Annotated in this window: 20 protein-coding genes, 5 tRNA genes and 1 pseudogene; 4 read left to right on the top strand and 22 right to left on the bottom strand. The window is 60.7% G+C overall.

Translation table 11 applies throughout. The annotated features are described in order from the left end of the window. The first annotated feature begins 166 nt into the window (after window positions 1-166). Window positions 167-1,252 (top strand): type I restriction endonuclease, encoded by a 1,086-nt coding sequence (locus tag N005_RS07420; protein WP_047700590.1) that lies wholly within the window; start codon window positions 167-169, stop codon window positions 1,250-1,252. Window positions 1,253-2,236: 984 nt separating this feature from the next. Here N005_RS07420 and N005_RS29305 read toward each other — a convergent pair. Further along, a tRNA-Val gene (locus N005_RS29305) sits at window positions 2,237-2,317 on the bottom strand. A 42-nt stretch (window positions 2,318-2,359) separates the two neighbouring features. On the opposite strand from N005_RS29305, the pseudogene N005_RS29850 reads away from it, so the two are divergent. Continuing rightward, window positions 2,360-2,869 (top strand): annotated as a pseudogene (locus N005_RS29850) (site-specific integrase); the annotation flags it as partial. A gap of 27 nt (window positions 2,870-2,896) precedes the next feature. Here N005_RS29850 and N005_RS28820 read toward each other — a convergent pair. The 4 genes from N005_RS28820 to N005_RS07400 all read right to left on the bottom strand — a co-directional run bounded on the left by N005_RS28820 (window position 2,897) and on the right by N005_RS07400 (window position 5,609). Continuing rightward, entirely contained in the window at window positions 2,897-3,265 is a 369-nt protein-coding gene (locus N005_RS28820; RefSeq protein WP_082443913.1) for a hypothetical protein, read from the bottom strand. Between the two features lie 267 nt (window positions 3,266-3,532). Continuing rightward, complete coding sequence (locus N005_RS07410) at window positions 3,533-3,889, bottom strand: hypothetical protein (RefSeq protein ID WP_144402637.1); 357 nt, start codon at window positions 3,887-3,889, stop codon at window positions 3,533-3,535. A 432-nt stretch (window positions 3,890-4,321) separates the two neighbouring features. Beyond that, entirely contained in the window at window positions 4,322-4,696 is a 375-nt protein-coding gene (locus N005_RS07405) for a hypothetical protein (RefSeq protein WP_144402636.1), read from the bottom strand. A gap of 836 nt (window positions 4,697-5,532) precedes the next feature. Beyond that, a tRNA-Val gene (locus N005_RS07400) sits at window positions 5,533-5,609 on the bottom strand. 184 nt (window positions 5,610-5,793) lie between these two features. Between N005_RS07400 and N005_RS07395 the strand changes: the two genes are divergently transcribed. Beyond that, entirely contained in the window at window positions 5,794-7,077 is a 1,284-nt protein-coding gene (locus tag N005_RS07395) for an NAD(P)/FAD-dependent oxidoreductase (protein ID WP_047700589.1), read from the top strand. 38 nt (window positions 7,078-7,115) lie between these two features. Here N005_RS07395 and N005_RS07390 read toward each other — a convergent pair whose 3' ends face one another. Together N005_RS07390 and N005_RS07385 are read right to left on the bottom strand one after the other, a co-directional pair. Next, window positions 7,116-7,979, bottom strand: coding sequence for a PhzF family phenazine biosynthesis protein (locus N005_RS07390; protein WP_047700588.1), 864 nt, complete (start codon window positions 7,977-7,979; stop codon window positions 7,116-7,118). Window positions 7,980-8,020: 41 nt separating this feature from the next. Then, window positions 8,021-8,650: a LysE family translocator gene (locus N005_RS07385; protein ID WP_047700587.1), complete on the bottom strand. Its 630-nt coding sequence runs from the start codon at window positions 8,648-8,650 to the stop codon at window positions 8,021-8,023. Between the two features lie 216 nt (window positions 8,651-8,866). Here N005_RS07385 and N005_RS07380 point away from each other — a divergent pair, with 216 nt between their 5' ends. Then, a complete protein-coding gene (locus N005_RS07380) occupies window positions 8,867-10,147 on the top strand; it encodes an aminotransferase-like domain-containing protein (RefSeq protein WP_197678635.1) in 1,281 nt (426 codons plus the stop codon). 22 nt (window positions 10,148-10,169) lie between these two features. On the opposite strand, the gene N005_RS07375 is transcribed toward N005_RS07380, so the two are convergent. The 15 genes from N005_RS07375 to N005_RS07305 all read right to left on the bottom strand — a co-directional run bounded on the left by N005_RS07375 (window position 10,170) and on the right by N005_RS07305 (window position 26,045). Beyond that, the gene (locus N005_RS07375) at window positions 10,170-12,221 is read right to left on the bottom strand and encodes a 2Fe-2S iron-sulfur cluster-binding protein (RefSeq protein ID WP_047700585.1); all 2,052 of its coding nucleotides are present in this window, start codon (window positions 12,219-12,221) and stop codon (window positions 10,170-10,172) included. A 290-nt stretch (window positions 12,222-12,511) separates the two neighbouring features. After that, window positions 12,512-12,588: transfer RNA gene (locus N005_RS07370), tRNA-Asp, on the bottom strand. A gap of 87 nt (window positions 12,589-12,675) precedes the next feature. Continuing rightward, window positions 12,676-12,752, bottom strand: a tRNA-Asp gene (locus tag N005_RS07365). Between the two features lie 58 nt (window positions 12,753-12,810). Next, window positions 12,811-12,886 (bottom strand) — tRNA-Val (locus tag N005_RS07360). Between the two features lie 166 nt (window positions 12,887-13,052). Then, on the bottom strand, window positions 13,053-13,826 hold the full coding sequence (locus N005_RS07355; protein WP_047700584.1) for an SDR family oxidoreductase: 774 nt from the start codon (window positions 13,824-13,826) through the stop codon (window positions 13,053-13,055). After that, the gene (locus tag N005_RS07350; protein WP_047700583.1) at window positions 13,823-15,034 is read right to left on the bottom strand and encodes an O-succinylhomoserine sulfhydrylase; all 1,212 of its coding nucleotides are present in this window, start codon (window positions 15,032-15,034) and stop codon (window positions 13,823-13,825) included. The genes N005_RS07355 and N005_RS07350 overlap by 4 nt, the downstream gene beginning before the upstream one ends. A 58-nt stretch (window positions 15,035-15,092) precedes the next feature. Beyond that, window positions 15,093-16,598, bottom strand: coding sequence for an amidophosphoribosyltransferase (purF, locus tag N005_RS07345; RefSeq protein ID WP_047700582.1), 1,506 nt, complete (start codon window positions 16,596-16,598; stop codon window positions 15,093-15,095). Window positions 16,599-16,639: 41 nt separating this feature from the next. Next, a complete protein-coding gene (locus N005_RS07340) occupies window positions 16,640-17,200 on the bottom strand; it encodes a CvpA family protein (RefSeq protein WP_047700581.1) in 561 nt (186 codons plus the stop codon). A gap of 92 nt (window positions 17,201-17,292) precedes the next feature. Continuing rightward, window positions 17,293-17,955, bottom strand: coding sequence for an SPOR domain-containing protein (locus N005_RS07335; RefSeq protein ID WP_047700580.1), 663 nt, complete (start codon window positions 17,953-17,955; stop codon window positions 17,293-17,295). Further along, on the bottom strand, window positions 17,939-19,246 hold the full coding sequence (gene folC, locus N005_RS07330; RefSeq protein WP_047700579.1) for a bifunctional tetrahydrofolate synthase/dihydrofolate synthase: 1,308 nt from the start codon (window positions 19,244-19,246) through the stop codon (window positions 17,939-17,941). Before folC ends, N005_RS07335 begins: the two co-directional genes overlap by 17 nt. Further along, entirely contained in the window at window positions 19,243-20,163 is a 921-nt protein-coding gene (gene accD / locus N005_RS07325; protein WP_047700578.1) for an acetyl-CoA carboxylase, carboxyltransferase subunit beta, read from the bottom strand. Before accD ends, folC begins: the two co-directional genes overlap by 4 nt. A 257-nt stretch (window positions 20,164-20,420) precedes the next feature. Continuing rightward, the gene (locus N005_RS07320; protein WP_047700577.1) at window positions 20,421-21,053 is read right to left on the bottom strand and encodes a phosphoribosylanthranilate isomerase; all 633 of its coding nucleotides are present in this window, start codon (window positions 21,051-21,053) and stop codon (window positions 20,421-20,423) included. A gap of 62 nt (window positions 21,054-21,115) precedes the next feature. Then, window positions 21,116-21,940 (bottom strand): tRNA pseudouridine(38-40) synthase TruA, encoded by an 825-nt coding sequence (truA, locus tag N005_RS07315; protein ID WP_047701020.1) that lies wholly within the window; start codon window positions 21,938-21,940, stop codon window positions 21,116-21,118. A 274-nt stretch (window positions 21,941-22,214) separates the two neighbouring features. After that, window positions 22,215-24,824 carry a motility hub landmark protein FimV gene (locus tag N005_RS07310; RefSeq protein ID WP_047700576.1) on the bottom strand — a complete coding sequence of 870 codons (2,610 nt, stop codon included), beginning with the start codon at window positions 24,822-24,824 and terminating at the stop codon, window positions 22,215-22,217. Window positions 24,825-25,034: 210 nt separating this feature from the next. Beyond that, window positions 25,035-26,045, bottom strand: a complete 1,011-nt coding sequence (locus N005_RS07305; protein ID WP_047700575.1) for an aspartate-semialdehyde dehydrogenase — start codon at window positions 26,043-26,045, stop codon at window positions 25,035-25,037. Window positions 26,046-26,052: the final 7 nt, after the last annotated feature.

Here is a 26,052-nt window from a genome sequence, read left to right as displayed (position 1 = left end):
TTTACAAGATTTTCAAGACCTTAAAGCGATATGCGACGCCGCGCACTTGAGCGTCGCTGTCCGGGCATCCAGCATGGACGAAAATCCAGTATTCGATAGACCTAACAAGTAGTAGCGTTAGGCCTCCATAAGCCCGATCGGGCGAACGTGCAGCGGAGCTAGGAAAATGGAATTTTTAGAGCGCTTGAATGCAATGTCGGCGAAGGTGAGCCAGTTAGCGTCAACGATCCAAACCGAGGAAGCAACTAAAACCGCGTTTGTAATGCCCTTCATTCATACAGTACTTGGTTACGATGTTTTCGACCCATCCGAAGTCGTTCCTGAATATATTTGTGATATTGGTACAAAAAAGGGAGAAAAAATAGATTACGCCATTTTAAAGAACGGCCAGATACAAATACTTATTGAAACCAAAAAAATTGGCGAATCTTTACACATAAACCACGCCAGCCAATTATTTAGATACTTCCATGTAACAACCGCCAGAATCTCAATCTTAACTAATGGAAGATATTATAGATTCTTCACAGATTTAGACGCCCCTAATAAAATGGATGAAAAACCATTTTTAGAAATAGACCTTCTAGATATTGATGAACACGTAGTTCCAGAATTACAAAAGCTCACTAAGTCAGCATTCGACGTTGAATCAATAATCAATGCAGCAGGCGAATTAAAATACGTAGGCCAGATAAAAAGGGAAATGGCCTCCCAACTTACCCAGCCCGACGATGACTTTGTGCGTTTCTTTGCCTCTCGAATCTACGAAGGCGCGATCACTCAAAAGGTGAGAGAACAGTTTGCGCTCCTAACCAAAAAAGCCGCTGCTCAGTTTCTGAATGATCAAATTAACGATCGCTTGAAATCTGCAATCAGCGGTGTACCGCTACCTACCCCAGCTGAACTGGTTGTATCCGAAACTCAACCAGAAACAAATGACGCACTTGAAGATAGAGTTCTTACGACAGTGGAGGAATTAGAGGGCTTCCATATAATAAAAGCCATAGTCCGCACGGTAATCGACGCAAAGCGTATTGCACATCGAGACACCCAAAGCTATTTCGGCATCTTATTGGATGATAACAACCGAAAACCAATTGCAAGACTTCACTTCAACAGATCTCAAAAATATCTAGGTGTCTTTGACAAAGATAAAAATGAAACTCGACACCCTATAAGCTCACTCGATGATATTTATGGATTTTCAGATTCATTAAAAGAGACTATCACCTTTTATCAAGGGCAAGCTTGAACGACGGCTCCAGCCCGGAAACGGATGGAGCCGAACAAAACCGAAAGGTTACTGATTTATTCCTGCAAGCAGCAAGCATCTGTCATTACTGCCTTTCTATGAACTTTGATCTTTTATAGACGCTTCTAATGCAGCGAAAACAAAATAAATCTGTCCCCTTTACTCATACCTGTCGGTTTACGTCGGGCGAGGAATTCGCATGTCTGAAATAGAACGGATCATCGAAGCCCTGACGGCCCCACCTCCGTCTGCCGCTGAAGTGGTAACCATCGAACGCGGTATGGTCGAGCGAGCGCTAGCTTTGTTAGAGAGCTATCCAGATATTGCCAAGGGCGGGCCCTCACTCGACCAGGAAGTCTGCGTTTTCGACAGGCACTCGCGGAGCCGAAGGTTGAGCTTGGGGCGATCCACAGCGTTGGCCCGGGCGAAGAGTATCCCTGCCTCAGCAAAGAGGATGCCGAGAGGCGCGTGCGGGAGCTGCGCGACCTAGGCGAACGCCTTAAGCAGGAACGCATCACGCGTGGCGAAAGTATCGAGCATTGGCACGACTGGGTTACTAACATCATCCCATCCCCGTGGGAGTCGGCCGAACACTTCGAAATTATGACCGAGGAATAGATGGAAGACGCCGGCCAACTCCGCCAGCAGCTGATCAAGCTGAAAGACCAGAGCAATGCCCTACAACAACGTGTCGGCCGGTGAGCGCCCCCACTTTTCACGAGACCCGCGCTTTAGGAGCATGACTGTACGAGCAGCAGAACTTCCCGCAGGAATACATTCAGGCACTGCTGGGCAACGCGGACGAGAAGATGACGAAGCACTACCAAGAGGGACATGGCGAGAAGGCGATCGACTATGTTGGGGTGAGCGCCGAATTGGCTTTCTGAGGTGGGCGTTTGCAAAAGTTTTGCAAATCGTAGAAAGCAAAAAGGGGTTACCGTTTCCGGTAACCCCTCTTGACCGCCCAGCAGAGCGGATTTTGTTTGGTAAGCGCGATTGGACTCGAACCAACGACCCCCACCATGTCAAGGTCTGCTGGAGCAGGCTCCTACCCCTGCTGCTCTTGGACTTCACAGAACGCCCATTCACATCTATGAGGCGTCAACAATGGCAAAATTCCGCTCACTTCCGTCCGGCAACTGGAATGCTCAGGTACGGGTTAAAGGCAAATCTCCCCAGTCGAAAACCTTCAGCACCAAGGCTGAAGCAGAGTCATGGGCGAAACAAATCGAAGCCGTGACGTTGGACCGCAAGCACCACACCTTCTATACGCTCGGGATGGTTTACTGCGAAACCATGCTCAAGGGTAAAGGAAGCTACAACCACTCCCTAAAGATCGTTGAGCCTAGAGGCAAGCATTTCACATAGCCTATTCATGAAATCACGCCGCAGATGATCAATGACTTCAAGATCATGCGATTGAAGAAGGTCAAGCCGTCCACGTGCAGAACGCAGCTCGCATTCATGTCACGCTTCTATCGATTTGCTAAACACGGCTTGCTGATCAACATTCACAACCCCGTGAGTGATATCGCACTCCCAAAGCCTGATCGATCCTCTGACAAGGTGGTACGTGCAAGCGAGCTTAAGCGATTACTCGCGAAGCTTTCTCCAACAAGAGGTGCATTGGGAAGTGGGAGAGCACTACTTACGCTTGCCGAGTCCTGGTGCGCCGCCAGGAATAACTCTTACCGATGCAAACTCAGTAGACGACTTACTGCGAATGCCCAGGTCAATGGCTTCCGAGAGTTGTCGACAGTGCTGACACTGAACCGGCAAAAAATAAAGCTCAGGGTCAGGAGTTGTCAGCTTGCCGCAATCTTTACAGGCTGCTGTTGCTAAGGGCTGCTGAGTTGCCTTAACGGTTACCGGCTTCCTCCTGGCAGCCTTGCGACGGGCTGCACGATTGGCTTTACGCTGAAGCTTTTCCGCCTTGGCGGCCTCCTGTTTTTCGGTGACGTCTAGCTGAGCAAAAGCCTTTCTCAATTCATGCGAAAGCAAATCGAAATCCATCGAACACCCTCCCCTGGAGCACAGATAGTAGCACCAGTCCATGCCAGCTCTGGAACTGGCCGTACTCCCACATGTGAGTACGCGAAACCACGCAAGCCACCCGATGTGACGCCAGATGCGGCAGCGGGCAGCGAGAGGACTCCGGCGATGCGCGTGGTGGAGACAACAGATTTCACTGGCTGGCCTTGGCGACAGGGCCAGACGGGAAAATCAATGTGGGTCGTAACGAATTGGCCCAGCAACTAGATGCTGGGCCAAAAAGGTGAGTTAAAGCAATGCAGTGGACAGCATACCCAAGGCCCCCAGAACGAAGCCAATAAGTGCTCCCCGCCCTGGTGTCTCATGGAACAGAGACCACACAACTACGGGCTCAAGAAGCAACAAGGAGGTGACTGATACCACAGTGACGATCCAGATATCACCGACTGCAACGTATCCAAGCCAATATGCCGCCAGTAGACAAATCCCTGCAAAACACATCAGTGCCAAAGGGAAACTGACTGCTCCCCACGAGGCACTTCCTGTCTGCGCAAGTTTGGCGACTACCACCTCACTGTAGATTGCACAGAACTCACCGACCACCATCAAGCCTAGAGCAGAAACTCCGAGTAGTTCTTTGGACATATCAAAAACTCCTTCGTATTTAGAGCAATATTTTTCAGCTCCCAGCTGGTGATGCAGCTGACCAGAAGCTCGTTGCTGAAATACGAAGCAGCCTTGAATAGGCCTGAATTACCGAAATACTGTCCCATGCTCATGTCCTTCAAAGGAGGTGAGTCTCAGCGTGAAACCAAGACACCGTTCAGATCATACGGTCCTTGAACCATTCTGAACAACCAGCACCACGACAGCCTGTCGTTAACTGCCCTAGCACCTGGTCCTCCCCAGCACCAGGCCGCATCGGAGTGCGATCTGGAAAGGCGACTCCATACCGGGCGTGTTGTCAGCACGCTGAGGCCTTGAGCCGGTACTGAATGGGCGTCCTTGCGATGACAAGCGCAGATCACTCCCCAATGCGGAGAAAAAAACGACCTGTGCACCTTAGGATCAAGGCCGTTATTTCGCCTCTTTCGGTAAGTAGAATGGGCAGAGGTACTTCATTGCTAACGGGTCCCCAGCGATGTGCATTTTTGTCGTCATGACTTCATCCTGACGGGCCGGGTCGGCATCGATCTTGGCGATTTCTTCCTTTAGCTCTGGGCTCACCCCGCGATCGGGCACGCTGAGCAAGTTCTGCACCGAGTAGTTCATCTCGGGCTTCAACTCCGCACACATGCGGCCGATCGCAACGACATTCACAGCAGTAGATGCGCTTTCATTGGTCGGAAACGAAACCTGTCCAACGCTACTTAGCGCAACAAAAGCCAGCAGATAACCGCTTTTTGAAATAAATCGCATATCTAAATCATCCAAAAAAGATGACGGCGTCATAGCAGCAGAAACACGAGCGTCAACCCCTCATACCTATCGACGCAGCTCAAATGCCCTCCGCGCCCAACGGCAACCAGCGGAGCGGATGAGTGCATTGCGAATTTTGTTGGATCAACCAAACACTGGAGGTCGTAATGCACAACTGCACCGACACACAAGCTGTTTGCCGATGTTGCGGGCTGAAGCTGCGCGGCTCGCCATCGTGGAAAGGCGGCCTCGCCTATCACCCTGAGCCGAAAGGTGAAGTCCACCAATGCCACTACGGTGGCTGGGTTTGCTCGCGCCGCTGCGACATCCGCGCCTGGGTCGAGCTGGAAGGGAACCATGCCCGGTTGCGGTGGCGTGAACGGCTACGAGCGTCTGTCCATCTACGCAAAAGAGAGCATCGAGCGCCATTGGCCGCAGGCAAAAAGGGGACCGGCAAAAAGGGGACCCAAAAAGGGGACCAAAAAGGGGACAGATTTATTTCCATCAGGAAAGGTTGATGAAAACCGAAGGGAAGACCGCGATTTGGCTCATCTTTTATCAGCTCGTCATAATCGTTGTCCGTCCTAGTTTCCCGATCCTCTTTCCTCTGCCAACAACCATTTACTCGTCTTCTTCATCGCTATCCGACGAGATAATCCCACTGCCACCATCAATAAATGACTGACAACCCTCATCAAATGACGAGGATCCCGTGTCATAGGAGCCCTCACCATCGATTCCATTTTCTTCGCCCACTCCTACCCCGCCTGATGCCCTGAGCAGTGGATCGTTTTGCAAATCGCAGACAACAAAAAAGGGCCCACCTTTCGGTGAGCCCCTCTAGACCGCCCAGCAGAGCGGATTTTGTTTGGTAGGCGCGATTGGACTCGAACCAACGACCCCCACCATGTCAAGGTGGTGCTCTAACCAACTGAGCTACGTGCCTGCTGTGAGGCGGCATTCTACGGAATTCCGAAGGGGTGTCAACACCTTTTTTTCACCTAACCCTATGAATATGCAAAATATTTAATTTCCGCCACGGGATGGAGATTTTGGGGGTGGCTGGCGGCCGATTTTTATCTCGGGTAGGATCTGCGCACTCGTAAAAAATATAAAACAGAGGTTGCAGAATGGCGAACACACCTTATCCAGCGTCCTATTACGCCGCGTCGGCCAACCCGGTGCCGCCCCGCCCGGCCCTGCAGGATGACATCGAGACTGATGTGTGCGTGATCGGCGCAGGCTATACCGGCCTGTCCTCTGCCCTGTTTTTGCTGGAGAACGGCTTCAAGGTCACGATTCTCGAGGCCGCCAAGGTGGGGTTTGGCGCTTCGGGGCGTAATGGCGGGCAGATCGTCAACAGCTATAGCCGCGACATCGATGTGATCGAGCGCAGTGTCGGCCCGCAGCAGGCGCAGTTGCTGGGCAATATGGCGTTCGAGGGTGGGCGGATCATTCGCGAGCGGGTGGCGAAGTATCAGATTCAGTGCGATTTGAAGGACGGCGGTGTATTCGCGGCCCTTACGGCTAAGCAGATGGGCCATCTGGAGTCGCAGAAGCGTTTATGGGAACGCTTCGGCCATACCCAGCTGGAGCTGTTGGATCAGCGTCGTATCCGCGAGGTGGTGGCGTGCGATCAATATGTCGGCGGCATGCTGGACATGAGCGGCGGGCATATCCATCCGCTCAATCTGGCACTGGGTGAGGCGGCGGCGGTGGAGTCCCTGGGTGGGGTGATTTATGAACAGTCGCCGGCGGTGCGCATCGAGCGCGGTGCCAGCCCGGTGGTGCATACGCCGCAGGGCAAGGTCAGGGCCAAGTTCATTATCGTGGCCGGTAATGCCTACCTGGGCAATCTGGTGCCGGAGCTGGCGGCCAAGTCCATGCCTTGCGGCACGCAGGTGATCACGACCGAGCCGTTGGGTGACGAGTTGGCCCACAGCCTGTTGCCTCAGGATTATTGCGTCGAGGACTGCAACTACCTGCTCGACTACTACCGGCTGACGGGCGACAAGCGCCTGATCTTCGGCGGTGGCGTGGTGTATGGCGCGAGGGATCCGGCGAACATCGAAGCGATCATCCGGCCGAAGATGCTCAAGGCGTTCCCGCAACTCAAGAATGTGAAGATCGACTACGCCTGGACCGGAAACTTCCTGCTGACCTTGTCGCGTCTTCCGCAGGTCGGACGCCTGGGGGACAACATCTACTACTCCCAGGGCTGCAGCGGCCATGGCGTGACTTATACGCATCTGGCGGGCAAGGTGCTGGCCGAGGCGCTGCGCGGTCAGGCCGAGCGTTTCGACGCGTTTGCCGACCTGCCCCACTACCCGTTCCCTGGCGGCCAGTTATTGCGCACGCCGTTCGCGGCGTTGGGTGCGTGGTATTACGGGTTGCGGGACAAGCTGGGGGTGTGAACCCGCACTCGGCGGTCCAACGTGATGGATGGAGCCGCTCAATCAAGGGGCTGATGCTCAAAAAGCCCCTGTAACCTTCCCTCCACCTGAGTGCGCGTTTCGCCGCCAATCCAGACCTGGCCGGCGTCATCGCGACGCACATGGATGCGCCCTTTGCGACCGAGACGGGTGCCTTGGGCTGCAACATAGGCCTGCTTAGCCAGGCCGGTCTCGAACAGCCACTGGGCCAGCGAGGCATTCAGGCTGCCCGTGACCGGGTCCTCAACGATGGCGCCCAGGTGGTTGCTGAAAAAGGCCCGGACCTCGAAAGCCGTATCACCACCGGAATGCGGCCCGATCACGCCAACGTCGATTCTGCGCGGCCAGTTCTGTGCCGGTTGCAGGGCCAGGACGTGCTCGGCCGACGCCAGTCGGATGCCCAGCCATCCGGGACCATTATCGACCCAGGCCGCCTCGACAACGTCGCACGGATCTATCCGCAGCAGTTGTAATGCCTCGCTCAGCTCTTCCCTTGACGGAGTTCCGGAGCGAATCAACGCAGGAGCCGCAAAACAAAGCCGGCCTTGATCACGACGAATTTCCACGAGCCCCGCACCACACTCCTGGACAACGTGCGCTTCATTCATGGGTTTGCGACCGGTCGCAAGCCAGGCATGGCAACTCCCTAACGTCGGATGCCCGGCGAACGGCAACTCCCGGTCGAGCGAAAAGATCCTGACCCGATAGTCCGCGTCCGGATGCGTTGGCGATAGCACAAAGGCCGTTTCCGACAGATTGAACCAGCGGGCCAGCCGTTGCATGCCAGCGGTCTCCAGCGCGTCTGCCTCCATGACCACGGCCAGTGGGTTGCCGGAGAACGGCTCGGCGCCAAACACGTCGATGATTTGAATCACAGGGTCCAAGACCCCTCCTTGATTTTCCTGGTGGCTTCAAAACGCAGAAATCAATGGGAGGACAGGAGAAGCTTCAATCCCGCGACCGCGAACAGCGCAGAGAAAAGCCCTTGAATCCAACGCCGCAGCCGGGTGTAGCCGGCGATCATCCTGGTCGTCGAAAACACGATGGCGTAGCCGCCGAAGATGATGATGCCGAGCAAGGCGCAACCGCCGATGATCGCAGGCAAGGTGCCGGCTGGCGCGTCTTCACGGAGCCCGAGCGACATGATCGCCATCCAGGACATGATGGCCTTGGGGTTGCCGATGTGCATGAGCACGCCCTGGCGGTACAGCGGCAGATAACGCCGAGCCTCCCGCCCGGCAGCCGTCTCAGCGCTGTCGGATGTCGATGCCATGGCAGCCTTGCCCGCGCGCATCGCCAGGTAGAGCAGATAGGCCCCGCCCACCGCCCTGATGATGAAAAGCGCCTGGGCATAAGCGGCCAATAATGCGCAGATGCCCGTCGCCGCCAGGAATGCCCAGAAGAGTGAACCGGTCATGACGCCGGATGCCAGCACCAAGGCGTGGGAGCGCCCGTCGCGCATCGCCACGCCCATGATCGCCATATTGCTCGGGCCCGGGCTGGCGGCGGCAAGGATGTAGCTGCCAAAGGCGAGCATGACCGGATGATCGAGCATTGGGATGTCCTCAAGAGGCGTCCGGGACGCGCGGCGTTTCCGTCGTTCCGAACAACTGAACCGTTGTTCCGCAAGCACCATAATGCGCGTGACACTTCATGACTATTGAAATAGTGTCACGCGACACTATTCGTTCAACGGGTACCCATAATGCACCTTCAATCGCCTTGGACACCTCGTCTCGCGGACATCGACGCCAACGCATCGGAACGCCTGGTGCGCGCCCTGGCCGACGACATCGTCGAAGGCCGATTGCAAAGTGGCGACCGCCTCCCCGCCCATCGGCAGCTCGCCTGGCAACTGGGGATCGGGCTGGGTACGGTGACCAAAGCCTATGCCGCCCTGGAACGGCGGGGGCTGGTGCGCAGTGTCAAGGGTCGGGCAACGTTCGTGGCCATTCTGCAGGCACACGAGCAGCGGCTGATCGATCTTTCCTCCAACGTGCCGCCCGCCATGTTGACGAGCCGTCTCCTGGCGCGGACCTTGACCGGCATCGCTCGCAAGATCGACGCCGATCACCTCAATCTGTACTCCCCACCCGCCGGACACCTGGAACATCGTCGCCTGTTGGCCCGCTGGCTTGAAACCCTCGGCATCGTGGTCGAACCGTCCCACCTGGTGCTGACAGGCAATGCCCGCCAGGCGATTTCGCTGGCTTTCGATCTCGCCTGCGGCCCCCACGGAGTGATCCTGACCGAACGCCTCACCTATCCCGGCGCGATTGCCCTGGCCCGGCGCAAAGGCCATCGGATGCAGGGGGTCGAGATCGATGCGCAAGGCATGCTGCCGGAGGCGCTTGCCCAGGCCCTCGGTCATCTCGCAGCAGCCAGCAACAAAGTGGTCTATCTCACTCCCACGCTGCACAACCCCACCACGGCGACGATGGGTGCGGCGCGACGGCAGGCTATCGTCGAGGTCTGTCGACAAGCGGGTGCGTGGATCATCGAGGATGGTGTCTATGCGCTGGGATCCGCGCCAGTACCTGCTCTTGCAACACTGGCGCCCGAGAGAGTGCTGCACGTCAACGGCCTGTCCAAATCCCTCGGCCCCGGGTTGAGGATCGGCATGCTCACCCTGCCCGCAGAATTGCACGGCGCTGCGCAGGAAGCCTTGCAGGATATTCCCCTGGGCCCGTCGCCGTTGTCCTGCGCCGTGGTGGAGGACTGGTTGTCCAATGGCGTGATCGCTTCAATCCAGCAGGATTTGCGTCACGAAGCGCGCCGCAGGACAAGCCTCGCCACCGCATTGCTCGACGAGGCCGCTCTCGTTTCGCATCCGGACGCTTATCACATCTGGCTACCGATGCCTCGCGACGCCGCTGATTCCTTCATGAAGGCGGCGGCCCAGGCAGGCATCAGGGTGACGGCACCAGAATCGCTGATGGTGGATCGCGATGAGCCGATGACTGGCATCCGCTTGTGTCTTGGGGGTCCATCTTTCGAGGAGTTGACCCAAGGGCTGACCCGCCTGTCGAACTTGCTGAAGGCACCCGATTGAGCCCGGGACACCTCCAACCGCCTCAGACGTCCAGCACCAACGTCTCACTCCCCTGCGCCGGCACTGCGCAACAGATCAACACCTCATCCGCCTCCAATCGTTGCGCCGGCGTGTTCAGGTAATGCACTTGACCACTGCTCAGTCGGGTCTTGCAGGTACCGCACGAGCCACCGCGGCAACTGAACTCCGGATTCAGGCCCCGTGCCTCCGCCAGTTCGAGCAACGTCCCGGTGCCAGGCTCCCAGCGCGCTTCCTTGCCCGAGGTGGCGAACAGGACTTTCACCGCTTCATCGGCCATGGGCACCTGTTCGGCCGCTGGCACGCTGACTTCAATGTCACGAACCAGCGTTGACGGGCCGAAGGTTTCCGCGTGAATGCGATCATCCGGAATGCGCAATGCACGCAGCCCATCGTATAGGGCCTGGGTGAAACTCCCCGGCCCGCACAGGTAATAGTCGTAGTCATTCAGCGGGAGCAAGGTCTTGAGCAGTTCGACATCGATGCGGCCGGCCCTGTCGTAGCTGTCGGCCGGACCGTCGATGGGCGGCTGGCTGACCACACGCAGGACCTTGACCTTGTCTCCGGCACGGGCCACCAGCTCGTCGATCTCATCGCGAAAGGCCAGGTCGGCGACTGAACGGCTGCTTTGTATCAGCCACGTCGGCCGCATGCGATTGATGCGTTTCCCTTGATAGACCACTTCGCGCAGCATCGACAGCAACGGCGTAATACCAACACCCGCGCCCAGCAGCACCAGTGGACGCCGCTCGGAAGCCTGCACCGTGAAATCCCCCTGGGGCGCGCGGGCCTCGATCCAGTCGCCGACTTGAATCCGCTCATGCAGATGCGAGGACACCGAACCGTCGCGCTTGACGCTGATGCGCAAGAACTCATCCGACGGCGAACTGGAAACGCTGTAGGTGCGAATGGCGGGGTTCTGCTGTCCTTCCAGCAGAACCCGCACGGGCAAGTGCTGCCCCGGCTCGAACCTGGGCAAGCCGACGCCGTCATTCGCTTGCAGATAAAACGAGCGAATGCCGCGGCTTTCATCCACGATGCGCTCCACCCGCATAGACCGCCAGTGGCTGCGTAGGGCTTCGGCCTGCAAACGCTCGGCCGCCTGCTCCCAACTGCCGGTCATCATCGAGTTGGGTGAGGCGCCCTCGGCCGTGTCCGTCCAACGCAACGGGATCGCAGCCTGACGGTAGACAATACGCTGTGGCTTGAAGCGCCACAGCCGCTCGGCGCCCTGGAACGCGGCAATTTCCGGGCTGTCCAGCAGCACCTCGGCTGAACCGCTCATCTGCAGCAGGTCACCGCTCTGGAAGTCGATGAATACCAGACCGGCCCGGGGGTTCAGCAGGATGTTGCCCAGCGTGTTGAAAAACAGATTTCCGGAGAAATCCGGAATGGTCAGGGCCCCGTCTTCTTCCATTCGCACAAAACCGGGCTTGCCGCCGCGATGCGAGGCATCGACCTGGTTCTGGCCGTCGCGCACGACGTAGGTCGCGACGTAGAACGAGTCGGCAGCGGTGACCATGCGACGCACCTGCGGGTCCGCGCTGGTCAACTCAAGCACGGCGCCCGCCGCCTCATCGACGAAGGCGTACTGGCGCAGATTGATGTAGCGCGGGCAATTGCCGTAGGCCTGGGTCACGGCGATTTCAATACCCTCATCCGACTGGCGCAGTACGTTGCCATTCATGCGGTTGCGTCGACGGGTATGCAGCTCGATGCCGAGCATGCCGATGGCATCGCTCTGCTGCATGCCATCCTGCGCCGGGTCGTCGGGCTGCGGCGGGAGGCTGATGTGCAGGCGTTCCGGCGTGGGAGAATTCATGAAGCCCGGTTGTCCCGTGCGAATCGTCGCCCATGCATCGCCTTGCCGATCGACAGCTCCCAGCACTACGAAGGGCAACTGGGCATAGAACTCGCGATGCTGGTCCGGCATCCACGAGCGAGCCAGTTGTCGTTGGCCGACACCCACCATCATGTCGACCGCACCGACTGCGCGCTGCAAGGTCAATTCGCCCTCATGCCAAGGGGAAGGTTGCGAAGTCGAGACTTTATCCATTCGAGGTCACCTCGCGCACGCGGCGACAATTCGCACCAGCGGCTACGGTCAGGGTTCTTTCACCCCCTGCGGAGGTGAGCGTGAGCACTCATAATCCCTCCGATACTCCTGCGACGGAATCCGCACAGATTACAATCCACTCTTTCAGAAACTGGAATGATCGCAGGCGTGGTCTGAATTGCAGAAACAAAAAACCCCGGTCTTTCGACCAGGGTCTTTGCTATCGATCAGAAGAGGCGTTTCGGCTTTCTTCCTGGCTTCAAGGCGTTCAGTGGGCCTCGAAGCAGATATGGCGCAGCGGACGGGACTCGAACCCGCGACCCCCGGCGTGACAGGCCGGTATTCTAACCGACTGAACTACCGCTGCGTATCGCTGTGGACTTGCGTCCATTTGACTCGTCTGATCAACCACTTGGGCTTGATCTCGAACCAGGCGAACCTGACTCGGAAAATATGGCGCAGCGGACGGGACTCGAACCCGCGACCCCCGGCGTGACAGGCCGGTATTCTAACCGACTGAACTACCGCTGCGCGTCGGTGGAGGCTTTTGACAGCTTCCGTCCTGCTTTCGCAAGACTCTCATGGAACATGGTGGGTGATGACGGGATCGAACCGCCGACATTCTGCTTGTAAGGCAGACGCTCTCCCGGCTGAGCTAATCACCCTTTGCTTCGCTGAGGCCGCGAAATTTACGCAGGTGCCGAAGCTAAGTCAATAGCAGGATTAGGTTTTTTTCAAAAACAGCTTCGAGCGGCAAGCTTCAAGCTGCAAGTCAGAAGCGCCGACACCACACAGTTGCTTGCAGCTTGCAGCTCGCCACTTGCAGCTGCTTCATTCATAAATCATTTTCTTGGTCATGCCGCCGTCCACCACGAACTCCTGGCCCGTGACGAAACCGGCATTGCGCGACAACAGCCACGCCACCATCGCCGCCACATCCTCTACCGTGCCTACCCTGCCCGCCGGATGCTGGGCATGATCGGCGTCGGTCAACGGCTCTGCACGGCGCTGGGACGGGTCCCGTGCGTCGATCCAGCCAGGGCTGACGGCGTTGACCCGGATTTCCGGCCCGAGGCTGATCGCCAAGGCATGGGTCAGGGCCAGCAGCCCGCCTTTGCTCGCGGCATAGGCTTCGGTATCGGGCTCCGACTGCGCGGCACGGGTCGAGGCCAGGTTGACGATGGCGCCGTTGTGGGCACGCAGGTAAGGCGCGCAATGCTTGGCCAGCAGCATCGGCCCGCCGAGGTTCACCGCCAGGACCCGATTCCAATGGGCCAGGTCCAGGCTTTCGAGGGTGATGTTGTGCGGGTCGGCAATGGCCGCGTTGCACACCAGCGCATCGAGCCGGCCGAACTGGCCCAGCACCTCGGCAATGCCGGTAGCGACCTGGGCTTCGTCCGCCACGTCCATGGCGATGAACCAGGCGTTATCGCCCAACGTCCTGGCCACCTTGGAACCGCGCTCGCGATCCAGGTCGGTCAGGACCACTTGCCAACCTTCACAGATCAGCCAGGCGGCGATGCCCAGGCCAATGCCCCGGGCAGCGCCCGTCACCAGTGCAACCCGGCCATGGGTGCCGCTGGGCGGCGTTGCCAGCTCGATCACAAGGCCGCCAACCCACGCGCCAGGTCGGCTTGCAGGTCGGCCACGTCTTCCAGGCCCACCGCAACGCGGATCAGGCTGTCGCGGATCCCCGCCGCTTCACGCTCTTGCGGCGACAGACGGCCGTGGGAGGTGGTGCTCGGGTGGGTAATGGTGGTCTTGCTGTCGCCTAGGTTGGCGGTGATGGACACCAGCCGGGTCGCATCGATGAAGCGCCAGGCGCCCTCCTTGCCTCCCTTGACCTCGAAGCTCACCACGGCGCCGAAACCGCGCTGTTGACGCAGGGCCAGGTCGTGTTGCGGATGGCTCTTGAGGCCGGCGTAATGGACTTTCTCGATGCCGTCCTGCTGCTCCAGCCACTCGGCCAGGGCCTGGGCATTGGCACAATGGGCCTTCATGCGCAGGCCCAGGGTTTCCAGGCCCTTGAGGAAGACCCAGGCGTTGAACGGGCTGAGGGTCGGCCCGGCGGTGCGCAGGAAGCCCACCACCTCTTTCATCTGCTCGCCGCGACCGGCCACCACGCCGCCCATGCAACGGCCCTGGCCGTCGATGAACTTGGTGGCCGAATGCACCACCACGTCCGCGCCCAGCTTCAGCGGTTGTTGCAGCGCCGGGGTGCAGAAACAGTTGTCGACCACCAGCATGGCGCCCTTGGCGTGGGCGATTTCCGCCAACGCGGCGATGTCCACCAGTTCGGCCAAGGGGTTGGACGGTGACTCGACAAACAGCAATTTGGTATTGGCCTTGATTGCCGCATCCCAACCGGACAGATCCGCCAGGGCCACGTAATCGACTTCCACGCCGAAACGCTTGAAGTACTTTTCGAACAGACTGATGGTCGAACCGAAGACACTGCGCGATACCAGCACATGATCACCGGCGCTGCACAGGCTCATCACCACGGCCATGATCGCCGCCATGCCGGTGGCGGTGGCAACCGCCTGCTCGGCCCCTTCCAGCGCGGCAATACGCTCTTCGAAAGCGCGCACGGTGGGGTTGGTGTAGCGCGAGTAGACATTGCCCGGTACTTCACCGGCGAACCGCGCCGCCGCGTCGGCCGCGGTACGGAACACGTAGCTGGAGGTGAAGAACATCGGATCGCCGTGTTCGGCTTCCGGCGTGCGGTGCTGCCCGGCGCGAACCGCCAGGGTGTCGAACGCTACGCCTTCAAGGTCGCTGTCCAGCCGACCGGCATCCCAATCCTGACTCATGCTGTCACTCCTGCAATCGGTCAAACGCAAACCGGCCCCTCAGGGCCGGTTCGTCACTTTAGTTGTTGTACAGATCGATGATCGCGCTGACCGCCTGGGTCTTGGCCTTGGATGCATCGTTGCGGGCGCTTTCGATCTTGTTCAGGTAGGTCTCGTCGACGTCGCCGGTGACGTACTTGCCGTCGAATACTGCGCAGTCGAACTGTTCGATCTTGATCTTGCCGCCGCCCACGGCCTCGATCAAGTCCGGCAGGTCCTGGTAGATCAGCCAGTCGGCACCGATCAGGTCGGCGACTTCCTGGGTGGTGCGGTTATGAGCGATCAGCTCATGGGCACTCGGCATGTCGATGCCGTAGACGTTCGGGTAGCGCACGGCCGGGGCCGCGGAGCAGAAGTACACATTCTTGGCGCCGGCTTCGCGGGCCATCTGGATGATCTGCTTGCAGGTGGTGCCACGCACGATGGAGTCATCCACCAGCATCACGTTCTTGCCGCGGAATTCCAGCTCGATGGCGTTGAGTTTCTGGCGCACGGATTTTTTCCGTGCAGCCTGGCCCGGCATGATGAAGGTGCGGCCGATGTAGCGGTTCTTCACGAAGCCTTCGCGGAACTTGACGCCCAGGTGGTTCGCCAGCTCCAGGGCCGCGGTGCGGCTGGTGTCCGGGATCGGGATGACCACGTCGATGTCATGGTCCGGACGCTCGCGCAGGATCTTCTCGGCCAGCTTCTCGCCCATGCGCAGGCGGGCCTTGTAGACCGAGATGCCGTCGATGATCGAATCCGGACGCGCCAGGTAGACGTGTTCGAAGATGCACGGCGTGAGGCTCGGGTTGGTCGCGCACTGACGGGTGAACAGCTTGCCGTCTTCAGTGATGTAGACCGCTTCGCCCGGGGCCAGGTCGCGAATCAGGGTGAAGCCCAGCACGTCCAGGGACACGCTTTCGGAGGCGATCATGTACTCGACGCCTTCGTCGGTGTGGCGCTGGCCGAAGACGATAGGACGGATGCCGTGGGGGTCGCGGAAACCGACGATGCCGTAGCCGGTCACCATCGCCACCACCGAATAGCCACCGACGCAGCGGTTATGCACGTCGGTCACGGCGGCGAACACGTCCTCTTCGGTCGGCTGCAGCTTGCCACGCTGGGCCAGCTCGTGGGCGAACACGTTGAGCATCACTTCCGAGTCGGAACTGGTGTTGACGTGGCGCAGGTCGGATTCGTAGATTTCCTTGGCCAACTGCTCGACGTTGGTCAGGTTGCCGTTGTGCGCCAAGGTGATGCCGTACGGCGAGTTGACGTAGAACGGCTGGGCTTCGGCCGAGGTCGAACTGCCCGCCGTCGGGTAGCGCACATGGCCGATGCCCATGTGGCCGACCAGGCGCTGCATGTGACGCTGATGGAACACGTCACGCACCAGACCGTTGTCCTTGCGCAGGAATAACCGGCCGTCATGGCTGGTCACGATACCGGCAGCGTCCTGGCCGCGGTGCTGGAGCACGGTTAGCGCGTCATACAGCGCCTGATTGACGTTCGACTTACCGACGATACCGACGATGCCACACATGCGACGCAACCCCTACTTAATGGATCTGAACTGAACAACACTCACTGCGGCGTTTTGGCCGGTGGCAAGAGATGTTCCTTGAACGGTATTTCAGCGGGTACGCTGATACCGCTGGCAAGCCACTGACTGCTCCAACCCAGGATCAGGTTTTTTGACCAGTCTGCGACCAATAGAAATTGTGGCACGAGCCGGGACTCCTGCCACCACGAATCCTGTTGTACCGGCCCCAAGCTCAGCAGCCCGACGGCCACGACCACCAGCAACGCGCCACGCGCGGCGCCAAAGGCCATGCCCAGGAACCGGTCCGTCCCGGAAAGCCCGGTGACGCGAATCAGTTCGCCGATCAGATAGTTGATCATTGCGCCGACCAGCAAGGTGGCGACAAACAAGATGGCACAGCCCGCGATCACGCGAGCCGACGGCGTTTCGATGTATCCGGCGAGGTACTGGGACAGCGAGCCACCAAACATCCAGGCAACGATTCCCGCGATGATCCAGGTCAGCAGCGAGAGGGCTTCCTTGACGAAGCCTCGGCTCAGACTGATCAATGCGGAGATGGCGATGATCGCAACGATCGCCCAGTCAACCCAGGTAAATGGCACGGTGCAGCCTACAGACGGATAAGGCGGCGCATTTTAGCAGAGCCCAGGGCAGTCGGTAAGCTGCGATTATCAGTGTGAGTGAAATCAGGCGCTTAGCCGCGCTCCGGCTGGAAACGCACCACAAAACCCTTGAGATTCTGCTGCCGGCCAAGCAGGTCGCGCAGGCGGTCGGCTTCGGCACGCTCGATCAACGGACCGACGAACACCCGGTTCTTGCCATCGGCGGAACGGATGTAGGCGTTGTAGCCCTGGCTGCGCAGGGATTTCTGCAGGCTTTCCGCACTTTCGCGACTGGTCAGGCTCGCCAGTTGCACGGACCAACTGACCGACAGGCCATTGGCGTCCACACGACTCTGGCTGGTGTCCGGCTTGGTCGGTGCCGCGGTGATCGGCTGGGTCGGCGCGGGCTTGACCGCCGGGGTTGCCGGCACAGGCGCTGGCGCCGGAGCGACAGCGGGCTTGGTCGAGACAGCCGGTGCCGCGGGGATCGGTGCAGAAGGCGTGGCCGGTTGCTCAGCCAGTTCCTCGTCGCTCGGGACCGGCTCCTGGGGCAGCGCCTGCGGCTCGGGCACCGTCACCGGCTCGACCTGCACAGGCGGAACCGATGGCGCCTGGGGCGCGGCAGGTGCATCGACCGTGACCTGGCGCTGCTCGTCCTGACGGGAAAACAGCATCGGCAGGAAAATCACCGCCAGGGCCACCAATACCAGGGCCCCCACCATGCGCTGCTTGTATGCCTTATCCAGCAATGCCATCTGCAGCTTCCTCCGTGGAGCGCCGGGCCAGCCATTGCAGGGCCTCGGCGACACAAAAAAATGATCCGAACAACAGGATTTCGTCATCGGCCGTTGCCACGGCGCACTGCCCTTCCAGCGCGGCAGCGACGCTGTCGTAAGCATCCACCGAAGCGCCACGGCGCTGCAAGGCCGCCTGCAGTTCAACTGCAGGACGTGAGCGCGGCGAATCCAGGGGCGTGACCGCCCAGTGCTGGACACTAGCATCCAGCGCGCCGACCACGCCATCCAGATCCTTGTCGGACAGCAGTCCGAACACCGCCAGGCGCCGTCCTGCCACCGGCCGCCGCGCCAGGCGCTCGGCCAGGTACTGTGCCGCATGGGGGTTGTGACCGACATCCAGCAACAGGTTAAGGCGTTTGCCCTGCCACTGGAACTGGCGCCGATCGAGACGACCGACGATGCGAGTCGTCTGCAATGCCTCGACAATTTGCCCGGCGTCCCACGGCAACCCCATCAGCAGGTAGGCCTGGAGCGCCAGCGCGGCGTTCTCCATCGGCAGGTCCAGCTGCGGCAGGTCGTGCAGCTCCACCGGACGCCCCTGCAGGTCGCTACCGCGCCATTGCCAATGCTGCTCGGTCATGGCCAGGTCGAAATCCCGCCCCCGCAGGAAGAACGGACAGGCCAGTTCCCGGACCTTGTCCAGCAGCGGCTGCGGAGGATTGAGGTCACCACAGAGCGCAGGCGCGCCCCGGCGAAAGATGCCGGCCTTCTCGAAGGCCACGGATTCGCGGGTATCGCCCAGGTAATCGGCATGGTCCACGCCGATGCTGGTGACCAATGCGATGTCCGCGTCCACCAGGTTGACCGTGTCCAGCCGTCCACCGAGGCCGACTTCCAGCACAACGGCATCGAGGCCGGCACGGGCGAACAGCCAGAAGGCCGCCAGGGTACCCATCTCGAAGTACGTGAGTGATATCTCGCCCCGCCCGGCGTCCACCGCGGCGAAAGCCTCGCACAGCTCGGCATCGGCGGCTTCGATGCCGTTGACCTGCACCCGCTCGTTATAACGCAGCAGGTGCGGCGAACTGTAGACGCCGACGCTCAGCCCCTGGGCCCGCAGCAGCGAGGCCACGAAGGCACAGGTCGAGCCCTTGCCGTTGGTGCCGGTGACGGTGATGACCCGGGGCGCCGGCTTGCCCAACCCCATGCGGGACATCACCGCTTGCGAGCGCTCCAACCCCATATCGATGGCTGATGGATGCAGTTGCTCGAGGTAGGCCAGCCACTCGCCCAGGGTGCGTTCGGTCATAGCCCGGCAGGCACCGGCGGAACCACCATCGGCTCGATGGGTGCGGCGACGTACTGAGGCGTCGGCAGGCCCATCAGTTGCGCCAACAGGTTACCCAGGCGCGGACGCAGCTCCTGACGATGGATGATCATGTCGATGGCGCCGTGCTCCAGCAGGAACTCGCTGCGCTGGAAGCCTTCCGGCAGTTTTTCACGCACGGTCTGCTCGATGACCCGCGGACCGGCGAAGCCGATCAGGGCTTTCGGCTCGCCGACGATCACGTCGCCCAGCATTGCCAGGCTGGCGGAGACACCGCCGTAGACCGGATCGGTCAGCACCGAGATGAACGGCAGGCCTTCTTCGCGCAGACGCGCCAGGACGGCAGAGGTCTTGGCCATCTGCATCAGCGAGATCAGCGCTTCCTGCATCCGTGCACCGCCGGAAGCGGCGAAGCAGACCATTGGGCAACGGTTTTCCAGGGCGTAGTTGGCGGCACGAACGAAGCGCTCGCCGACGATGGCGCCCATGGAACCGCCCATGAAGGAGAACTCGAAGGCCGAGACCACCACCGGCATGCCCAGCAGGGTACCGCTCATGGACACCAGGGCGTCTTTTTCGCCGGTCTGCTTCTGGGCCGCGGTCAGGCGGTCCTTGTACTTCTTGCCGTCGCGGAATTTCAGGCGATCCACGGGCTCCAGGTCCGCACCCAGTTCAACACGGCCTTCGGCGTCCAGGAAAATATCGATACGGGCACGCGCGCCAATGCGCATGTGGTGGTTGCACTTGGGGCAAACGTCCAGGGTCTTTTCCAGCTCGGGACGGTACAGCACCGCTTCGCAGGATGGACATTTGTGCCACAGACCTTCAGGCACCGAGCTTTTCTTCACCTCGGAACGCATGATCGAAGGGATCAGTTTGTCTACCAACCAGTTGCTCATGCTTTCTTTCTCCAGTACCGGCGGCCCGAACGCTCTGGTTCGCGGCCCCGCGTATGCCCTTGAGCTAAATTCATTGTGCGGCGAGGGCCGAAAAGCCACCACGGTCAGCGCGAAACATGACCTGCGTGCAGCCCAACCTTCCTCAACCATTCCTGCAACCGCTGCACCGCGGTTGCCGCTACGCTATCGGCCCGCCCGGAGGCGGTGCCTGCCTGCTGTGTACAGTGCAGGTATGGACGGCGGCAGTCTGCCAGCCGTCACATTGGCGACTGGCTGCTGCGCACAGCGGCCATGAACGCTCGAATCTTCGCCGGATCCTTGATGCCCTTGCCCTGCTCCACCCCGCCGCTCACGTCCACCGCGTAAGGACGAACCTGGCGAATCGCTTCGGCCACGTTGTCGGCCGTCAGGCCACCGGCGAGGATGATCGGCTTGCTCAGGCCCCGGGGCACCAATGACCAGTCGAACGCTTCACCGGTCCCACCTGGAACGCCCTCCACATAGGTGTCCAGCAAAATGCCGCTGGCGCTGGCGAACGTCTCGCATGCAGCCGCGATGTCATCCCCCGCCTTGACCCGCAGCGCCTTGATGTAGGGACGATGCCAGCCTTCGCAGTCGGCCGGCTTCTCGTCGCCATGGAACTGCAACAGGCCCAGCGGCACTGCATCGAGTATCTCGCCCAGCTCGCAACGGCTGACGTTGACGAACAGGCCGACCGGAGTCACGAACGGCGGCAAGGCCTGGATGATCGCCCTCGCCTGCTGCACGGTCACCGCCCGCGGGCTCCTGGCATAGAACACCAGCCCGATGGCATCGGCTCCGGCCTCGACAGCAGCCAGCGCGTCCTCGACGCGGGTGATCCCGCAAATCTTGCTGCGAACGACCGACATGTTGTGAAAACCCCGGCTGAATCCGTGAAAGTCCCGGATGGTAGCAAATGCAGCGGGGGGCGTCAGCCGTCGAGTTCCGAGAAGCCGGTGAGGAAATGTGGCCCGATGTAACGCTCCGGCAGTTCGAACTCATCGCGGTATTCAACCTGTACCAGGTACAAGCCAAACGGGTGCGCCGTCACGCCACCGGAGCGGCGGATGCGGCTGTCGAGCACTTCCTTGATCCACTCCACCGGCCGCTCACCAGCGCCGATGGTCATCAGCACGCCGGCGATGTTGCGCACCATGTGGTGCAGGAATGCACTGGCGCGGACGTCGAGCACGATCATCTTGCCGTGACGGGTCACACGCAGGTGATGCAGCTCCTTGATCGGCGACTTGGCCTGGCACTGGCCGGCGCGAAAGGCGCTGAAATCATGAACCCCGACCAGGTACTGTGCGGCTTCAGCCATACGCTCGACGTCCAGCGGACGGTGGTTCCAGGTGATTTCTTCGTTCAAGTGCGCCGGACGGATCTGGTCGTTGTAGATCACATAGCGATAACGCCGGGCGATCGCCTTGAAGCGTGCATGGAAATGCGCCGGCATCACTTTGGCCCAGCTGACGCTGACGTCATGGGGCAGGTTGATGTTGGCCCCCATGACCCAGGCCTTCATCGAACGCTCGACCTGGGTGTCGAAATGCACCACCTGGCCGCAGGCATGCACGCCGGCATCGGTGCGCCCGGCACAGTGCAGCGACACGGGTGAATCGGCGACTTTGGACAGCGCGTTTTCAAGGGTTTCCTGCACGGTCGCGACACCGGAGGCCTGGCGCTGCCAGCCGCGGTAGCGCGAGCCTTTGTATTCAACGCCCAAGGCGATCCGGAAAAAGCCGTCAGCCGCCATTTCGGCGGCCGGGTTGTCTATGTTTGCCAAGGAATTACAGCCTGCTGAGGTACGCAAAGGCGGGCATTATAAGGCCGGCGGGGTGGGATGCCAGTGCAACCGTTGATCCGGTGTTGGATGTGCGGGCCTCATCGCGAGCAGGCTCGCTCCCACAAGGTTCTGTGAACGCTGCAGATCCCCTGTGGGAGCGAGCCTGCTCGCGATGAGGCCCGCCTGGACGCCCCAAACAAAAACGGCAGCCTCAATGGCTGCCGTTCCTGTCACTGCGACCAGCTCACACCAGGCGCGCGAGCATCTCCTGCGCTTCGCTCTTCTGGGTGGCATCGCCTTCGCTGAGGACTTCACCGAGGATATCCCGGGCACCGTCGTGGTCGCCCATGTCGATGTAGGCCTGGGCCAGGTCGAGCTTGGTCGCCACTTCATCGGTGCCGCTGAGGAAGTCGAAGTCCGGCTCGTCTTCGACACCGGCCAAGGCATCCTCCGCCGTGAAGGATGGCTGGCCCAGGCTGTCGGACAAGCGATCCAGCTCGGCGTTGACGTCGTCCAGCTCGGATTCGAAGGGATCCTTCGGCGCGTCCATTTCGTCGGCCAGGGACAGGTCGAAATCCGCCGGCAGCTCGAGATCGTCGGCCGGGGTGTCGAGCAAGGCCGGGGTCTCGGCCGCAGGCTCGTCCAGGCCCTTGAGATCGTCGCCCAGGTCCAGCAGGAAATCCTCGTCGTCCAGGGCCGGTGCCGGCGCATCGGCACCCAGGTCCAGATCGAACTCCGACAAATCGTCCAGGCTTTCGTTGGCTTCGGTCTGCTGCTTGAGCACCGATTCGAAGCTCAGATCGTCGTCCATCGGGAACGCATCCAACTCCGGTACCGGCTCAGGTGCCGGCGCCGTCGGTGCGTTCTCCAGGTCATCCAGGCTCAGGTCGAAGGCACTGTCCAGTTCTTCATCGGTGGCCGGCGTTTCTTCCAGCAATTCCTTGACGTACTGGGCATCCAGTTCGGCAGCCACCGCTGCCGCGGCCAGAGAGGCGCTGGTGGCAACCACCATGGCCGGGAAGCGGCTCTTGAGCTGCTCGACCTGGGCGAAATTTTCACCATTGGCCACCAATTGGCGTTCCTGGGCGACAAACGCGTCGCGGTCGCCTTGCAGGCCGTAGACTTCCATCAATTTCAGGCGCAGGTCGCTGCGCTGTGGCTCGGCCTTGATGCCCTGTTCGAGCTGATCGGCGGCCTGGTTCAAGCGACCGCGATCGATATGGGCCTGGGCCTGGCCCAGCACGTCGTCGAAGCGATCGGCAGCCGGAGCGACCAATGGCGCGGCGATAGGCGGCGAAACCACCACCGGCGCGACCACAGGGGCCGGTTGGGGAACAGGCTTGGGGGCTGGCTTAGGATCGAGCTTTACACTTGGCGCTGGTACTTCAATGCCCTCGAAGCTGCTCGGGGGCAGATCGAGCTCCGGGGAGAAGTCGGCCTCCTCCTCGAGGGCTCGGGCCATGCGCAGGTGTTTCTCGGCTTCTTGCTGGGCCTTGCGGCGGCGGGCGAGCAACAACAGCAGCAACAGCAGGACCAACACACCTCCGCCGATCAAGCCGAGCAGGATCGGGTTGGTCAGCAGGTCGTTGTACTTCTGCTCGTTGGATACCGCCGGGGCTTCGGCCGGAGCAGCCGCAGGTGCCGCCTCGGGGGTCGTCGCTTCAGGCGCCACTTGCGGTGCAGGGGCAGGTGCCGGGACAGGCACCGGAGCCTGTGCCGATGGTGCGGGCGTCAACTGCGCCGACATTGCCGGCGGCGTCTCGCTGGCCGGCGGAACCGCGGCACCTTCGGCCTGCATCTTCGCCAGTTGGTTATTCTTCAGCTCGATCAGGCGCTGCAGCTTGTCCAACTGACTCTGCAGGTCCGCCATGCGGCTTTTCAGTTCTTCGTTGTCGCGACGAGCCGAGTCGAGGCTTTCCTGGGTGACCGCAAGCTTGTTGCTCAGGGCCTGGGCATCGCCGGCAGCCCCCTTGCCTTTGCCCTTGCCGGCCTTCGCAGACTCCGCTGTCACCAGGCTCAGGTTATCGCGGCCAGCGGCCTGTGCCGGTGCGGCTTCACCCTGGCCGCGCTTGGTCGCGTCCAGTTGCTGCCGGCCACCCGGTGCCGCAGTCGCACGGCCTTGGCGCCCCTGGCGCCAGGCGGCGTTCTGCGCAGCCACTTCGGCGATGGCCTGGGGTTGCGGCAACGCAGTGCTTTGTACCGGGTCCGGCAGGCGCAGGACCTGGCCGGTCTTGAGCAAGTTGATATTGCCGTTGATGAAAGCGTGCGGGTTCAGTGCCTGGATCGCCAGCATGGTTTGCTGGACCGACCCGCCGTTGCGGGCCTTGGCGGCGATTTCCCAGAGGGTATCGCGCGGTGTGGTGGTGTACTGGGACGACTTGGTGGCGCCCGTGACCGGCGTCGACACCACCTGGGGTGGTTTCGGTCGGGCGGCCTCGGCAGCCTGGGGCGAGAACTTGGACGGGTCGACCAACACGCTGTAGTCACGCAGCAGGCGACCGTTGGGCCACATCACCTGCACAAGGAACTTGACCAGTGGCTCGGACAGCGGCCGGCTGGAGGTCACCCGCAGGACGCTCTTGCCATTGGCATTGATCACCGGGGTGAAAGCCAGGTCGTTGAGAAACGCCTGGCGGGGTACGCCGGCCTTGGCGAAATCTTCGGGCGAGGCCAGGCTCGGTACGACTTCGGCAGCGGTCAGTTGCTGGACATCGAGCAGCTCGATTTCAGCGACCAGAGGCTGGTTCGGCGGCGACTTGAGGGTCAATTCCCCGAGCCCGAGCGCTTGCGCCATACCGGAGGACAGCGCCGAGGCGGCCGCTATTGCTAACACCAGTTTGCGAACTTGAACCATAGCCTCTTCCTTTGTTTGAACATTCCTCGGCCAGCGAGAAGGTATTGATGTCGCTGCCGCTAGGCATTTCACGCATCCCCGCAGAACGGGGCACACGATCGTTTCTACTCATGCCCGGGAATGTCCCTAGCGGGAGATTTTCGCCTTCAGCGTCCAGGCCAAGCATAGCGCCCGGCTAGAATCATTCGACAAATTGTTGCCAAGTATCTTTTACAGCAGGTCTTTTATCAACAACTCCGCCACCTGCACTGCGTTGAGTGCCGCGCCCTTGCGCACGTTATCCGTCGTCAGCCACATATTCAGTTCCGCCGGATCGTCGATACCGCCGCGCACACGCCCCACATAAACCACGTCCTGGCCCACCGCATCGCCGACCGGCGTCGGGTAGTCGCCCGCCTCCACCAGCTCGATGCCGGCGGCCGCTTCCAGGGCAGCGTTGACTTTCTTCAGGTCGACAGCGCTCGCAGACTGCACGGTCACGCTAAAGCTATCGCCGAAAAACACCGGGGCTTGAATGCAAGTCACGGAAATCTTTAATAAAGGTTGATCCAGCACTTGGCGCAACTCACGCACCAGGCGCTTTTCCAGCTGCGTATGACCCTGCTCGTCCGGGGCGCCGACCTGGGCCAGCAGGTTGAATGCTATCTGCCGGTCGAAGAAGCTCGGCTCCAACGGACGGGCGTTGAGCAATTCGGTGGTCTGGCGCGCCAACTCGGTCACGGCGACGCGGCCCTGGGCGGACACGGCGAGGCTGGCGGTCAGGCTGATGCGTTGTATATCCAGGCATTCGCGCAACGGAGCCAGCGCCACAGCCAGCGCGATGGCCGATGCACTCGGGCTGCTGACCTGGAACGGTTTGCCAAGGCCCGCCAGCGCCTGGGCGTTGGCTTCCGGCACGACCTGCGGTGCCTGCTCCGGCGGCAGCGCACCGGACAGGTCGATGAGGGCGCAACCGGCGGCGGTGGCACGCGGCGCGAAACTCAGGGTGACCGCCGGGCCGGCAGCGAAGAACACCAGCTGCACTTTGCTGAAATCGAACGCGTCGACTTCTCGCACTCGCACGTTTTTGTTGCGGAACATCACCGAACTGCCTGCCGACTCACTGCTGGCCAACAGGTGCAGGGTGCCGACGGGGAAATCCCGCTCTTCGAGAATCTGGACGAGGGTTTCGCCGACCGTACCGGTGGCGCCGATCACGGCAATGTCAAAGGACTGGCTCATGGGGGTC

Source organism: Pseudomonas mediterranea CFBP 5447, assembly GCF_000774145.1.
Lineage (GTDB): Bacteria > Pseudomonadota > Gammaproteobacteria > Pseudomonadales > Pseudomonadaceae > Aquipseudomonas > Aquipseudomonas mediterranea.
This window is presented reverse-complemented; position numbering and strand designations above follow the sequence as displayed.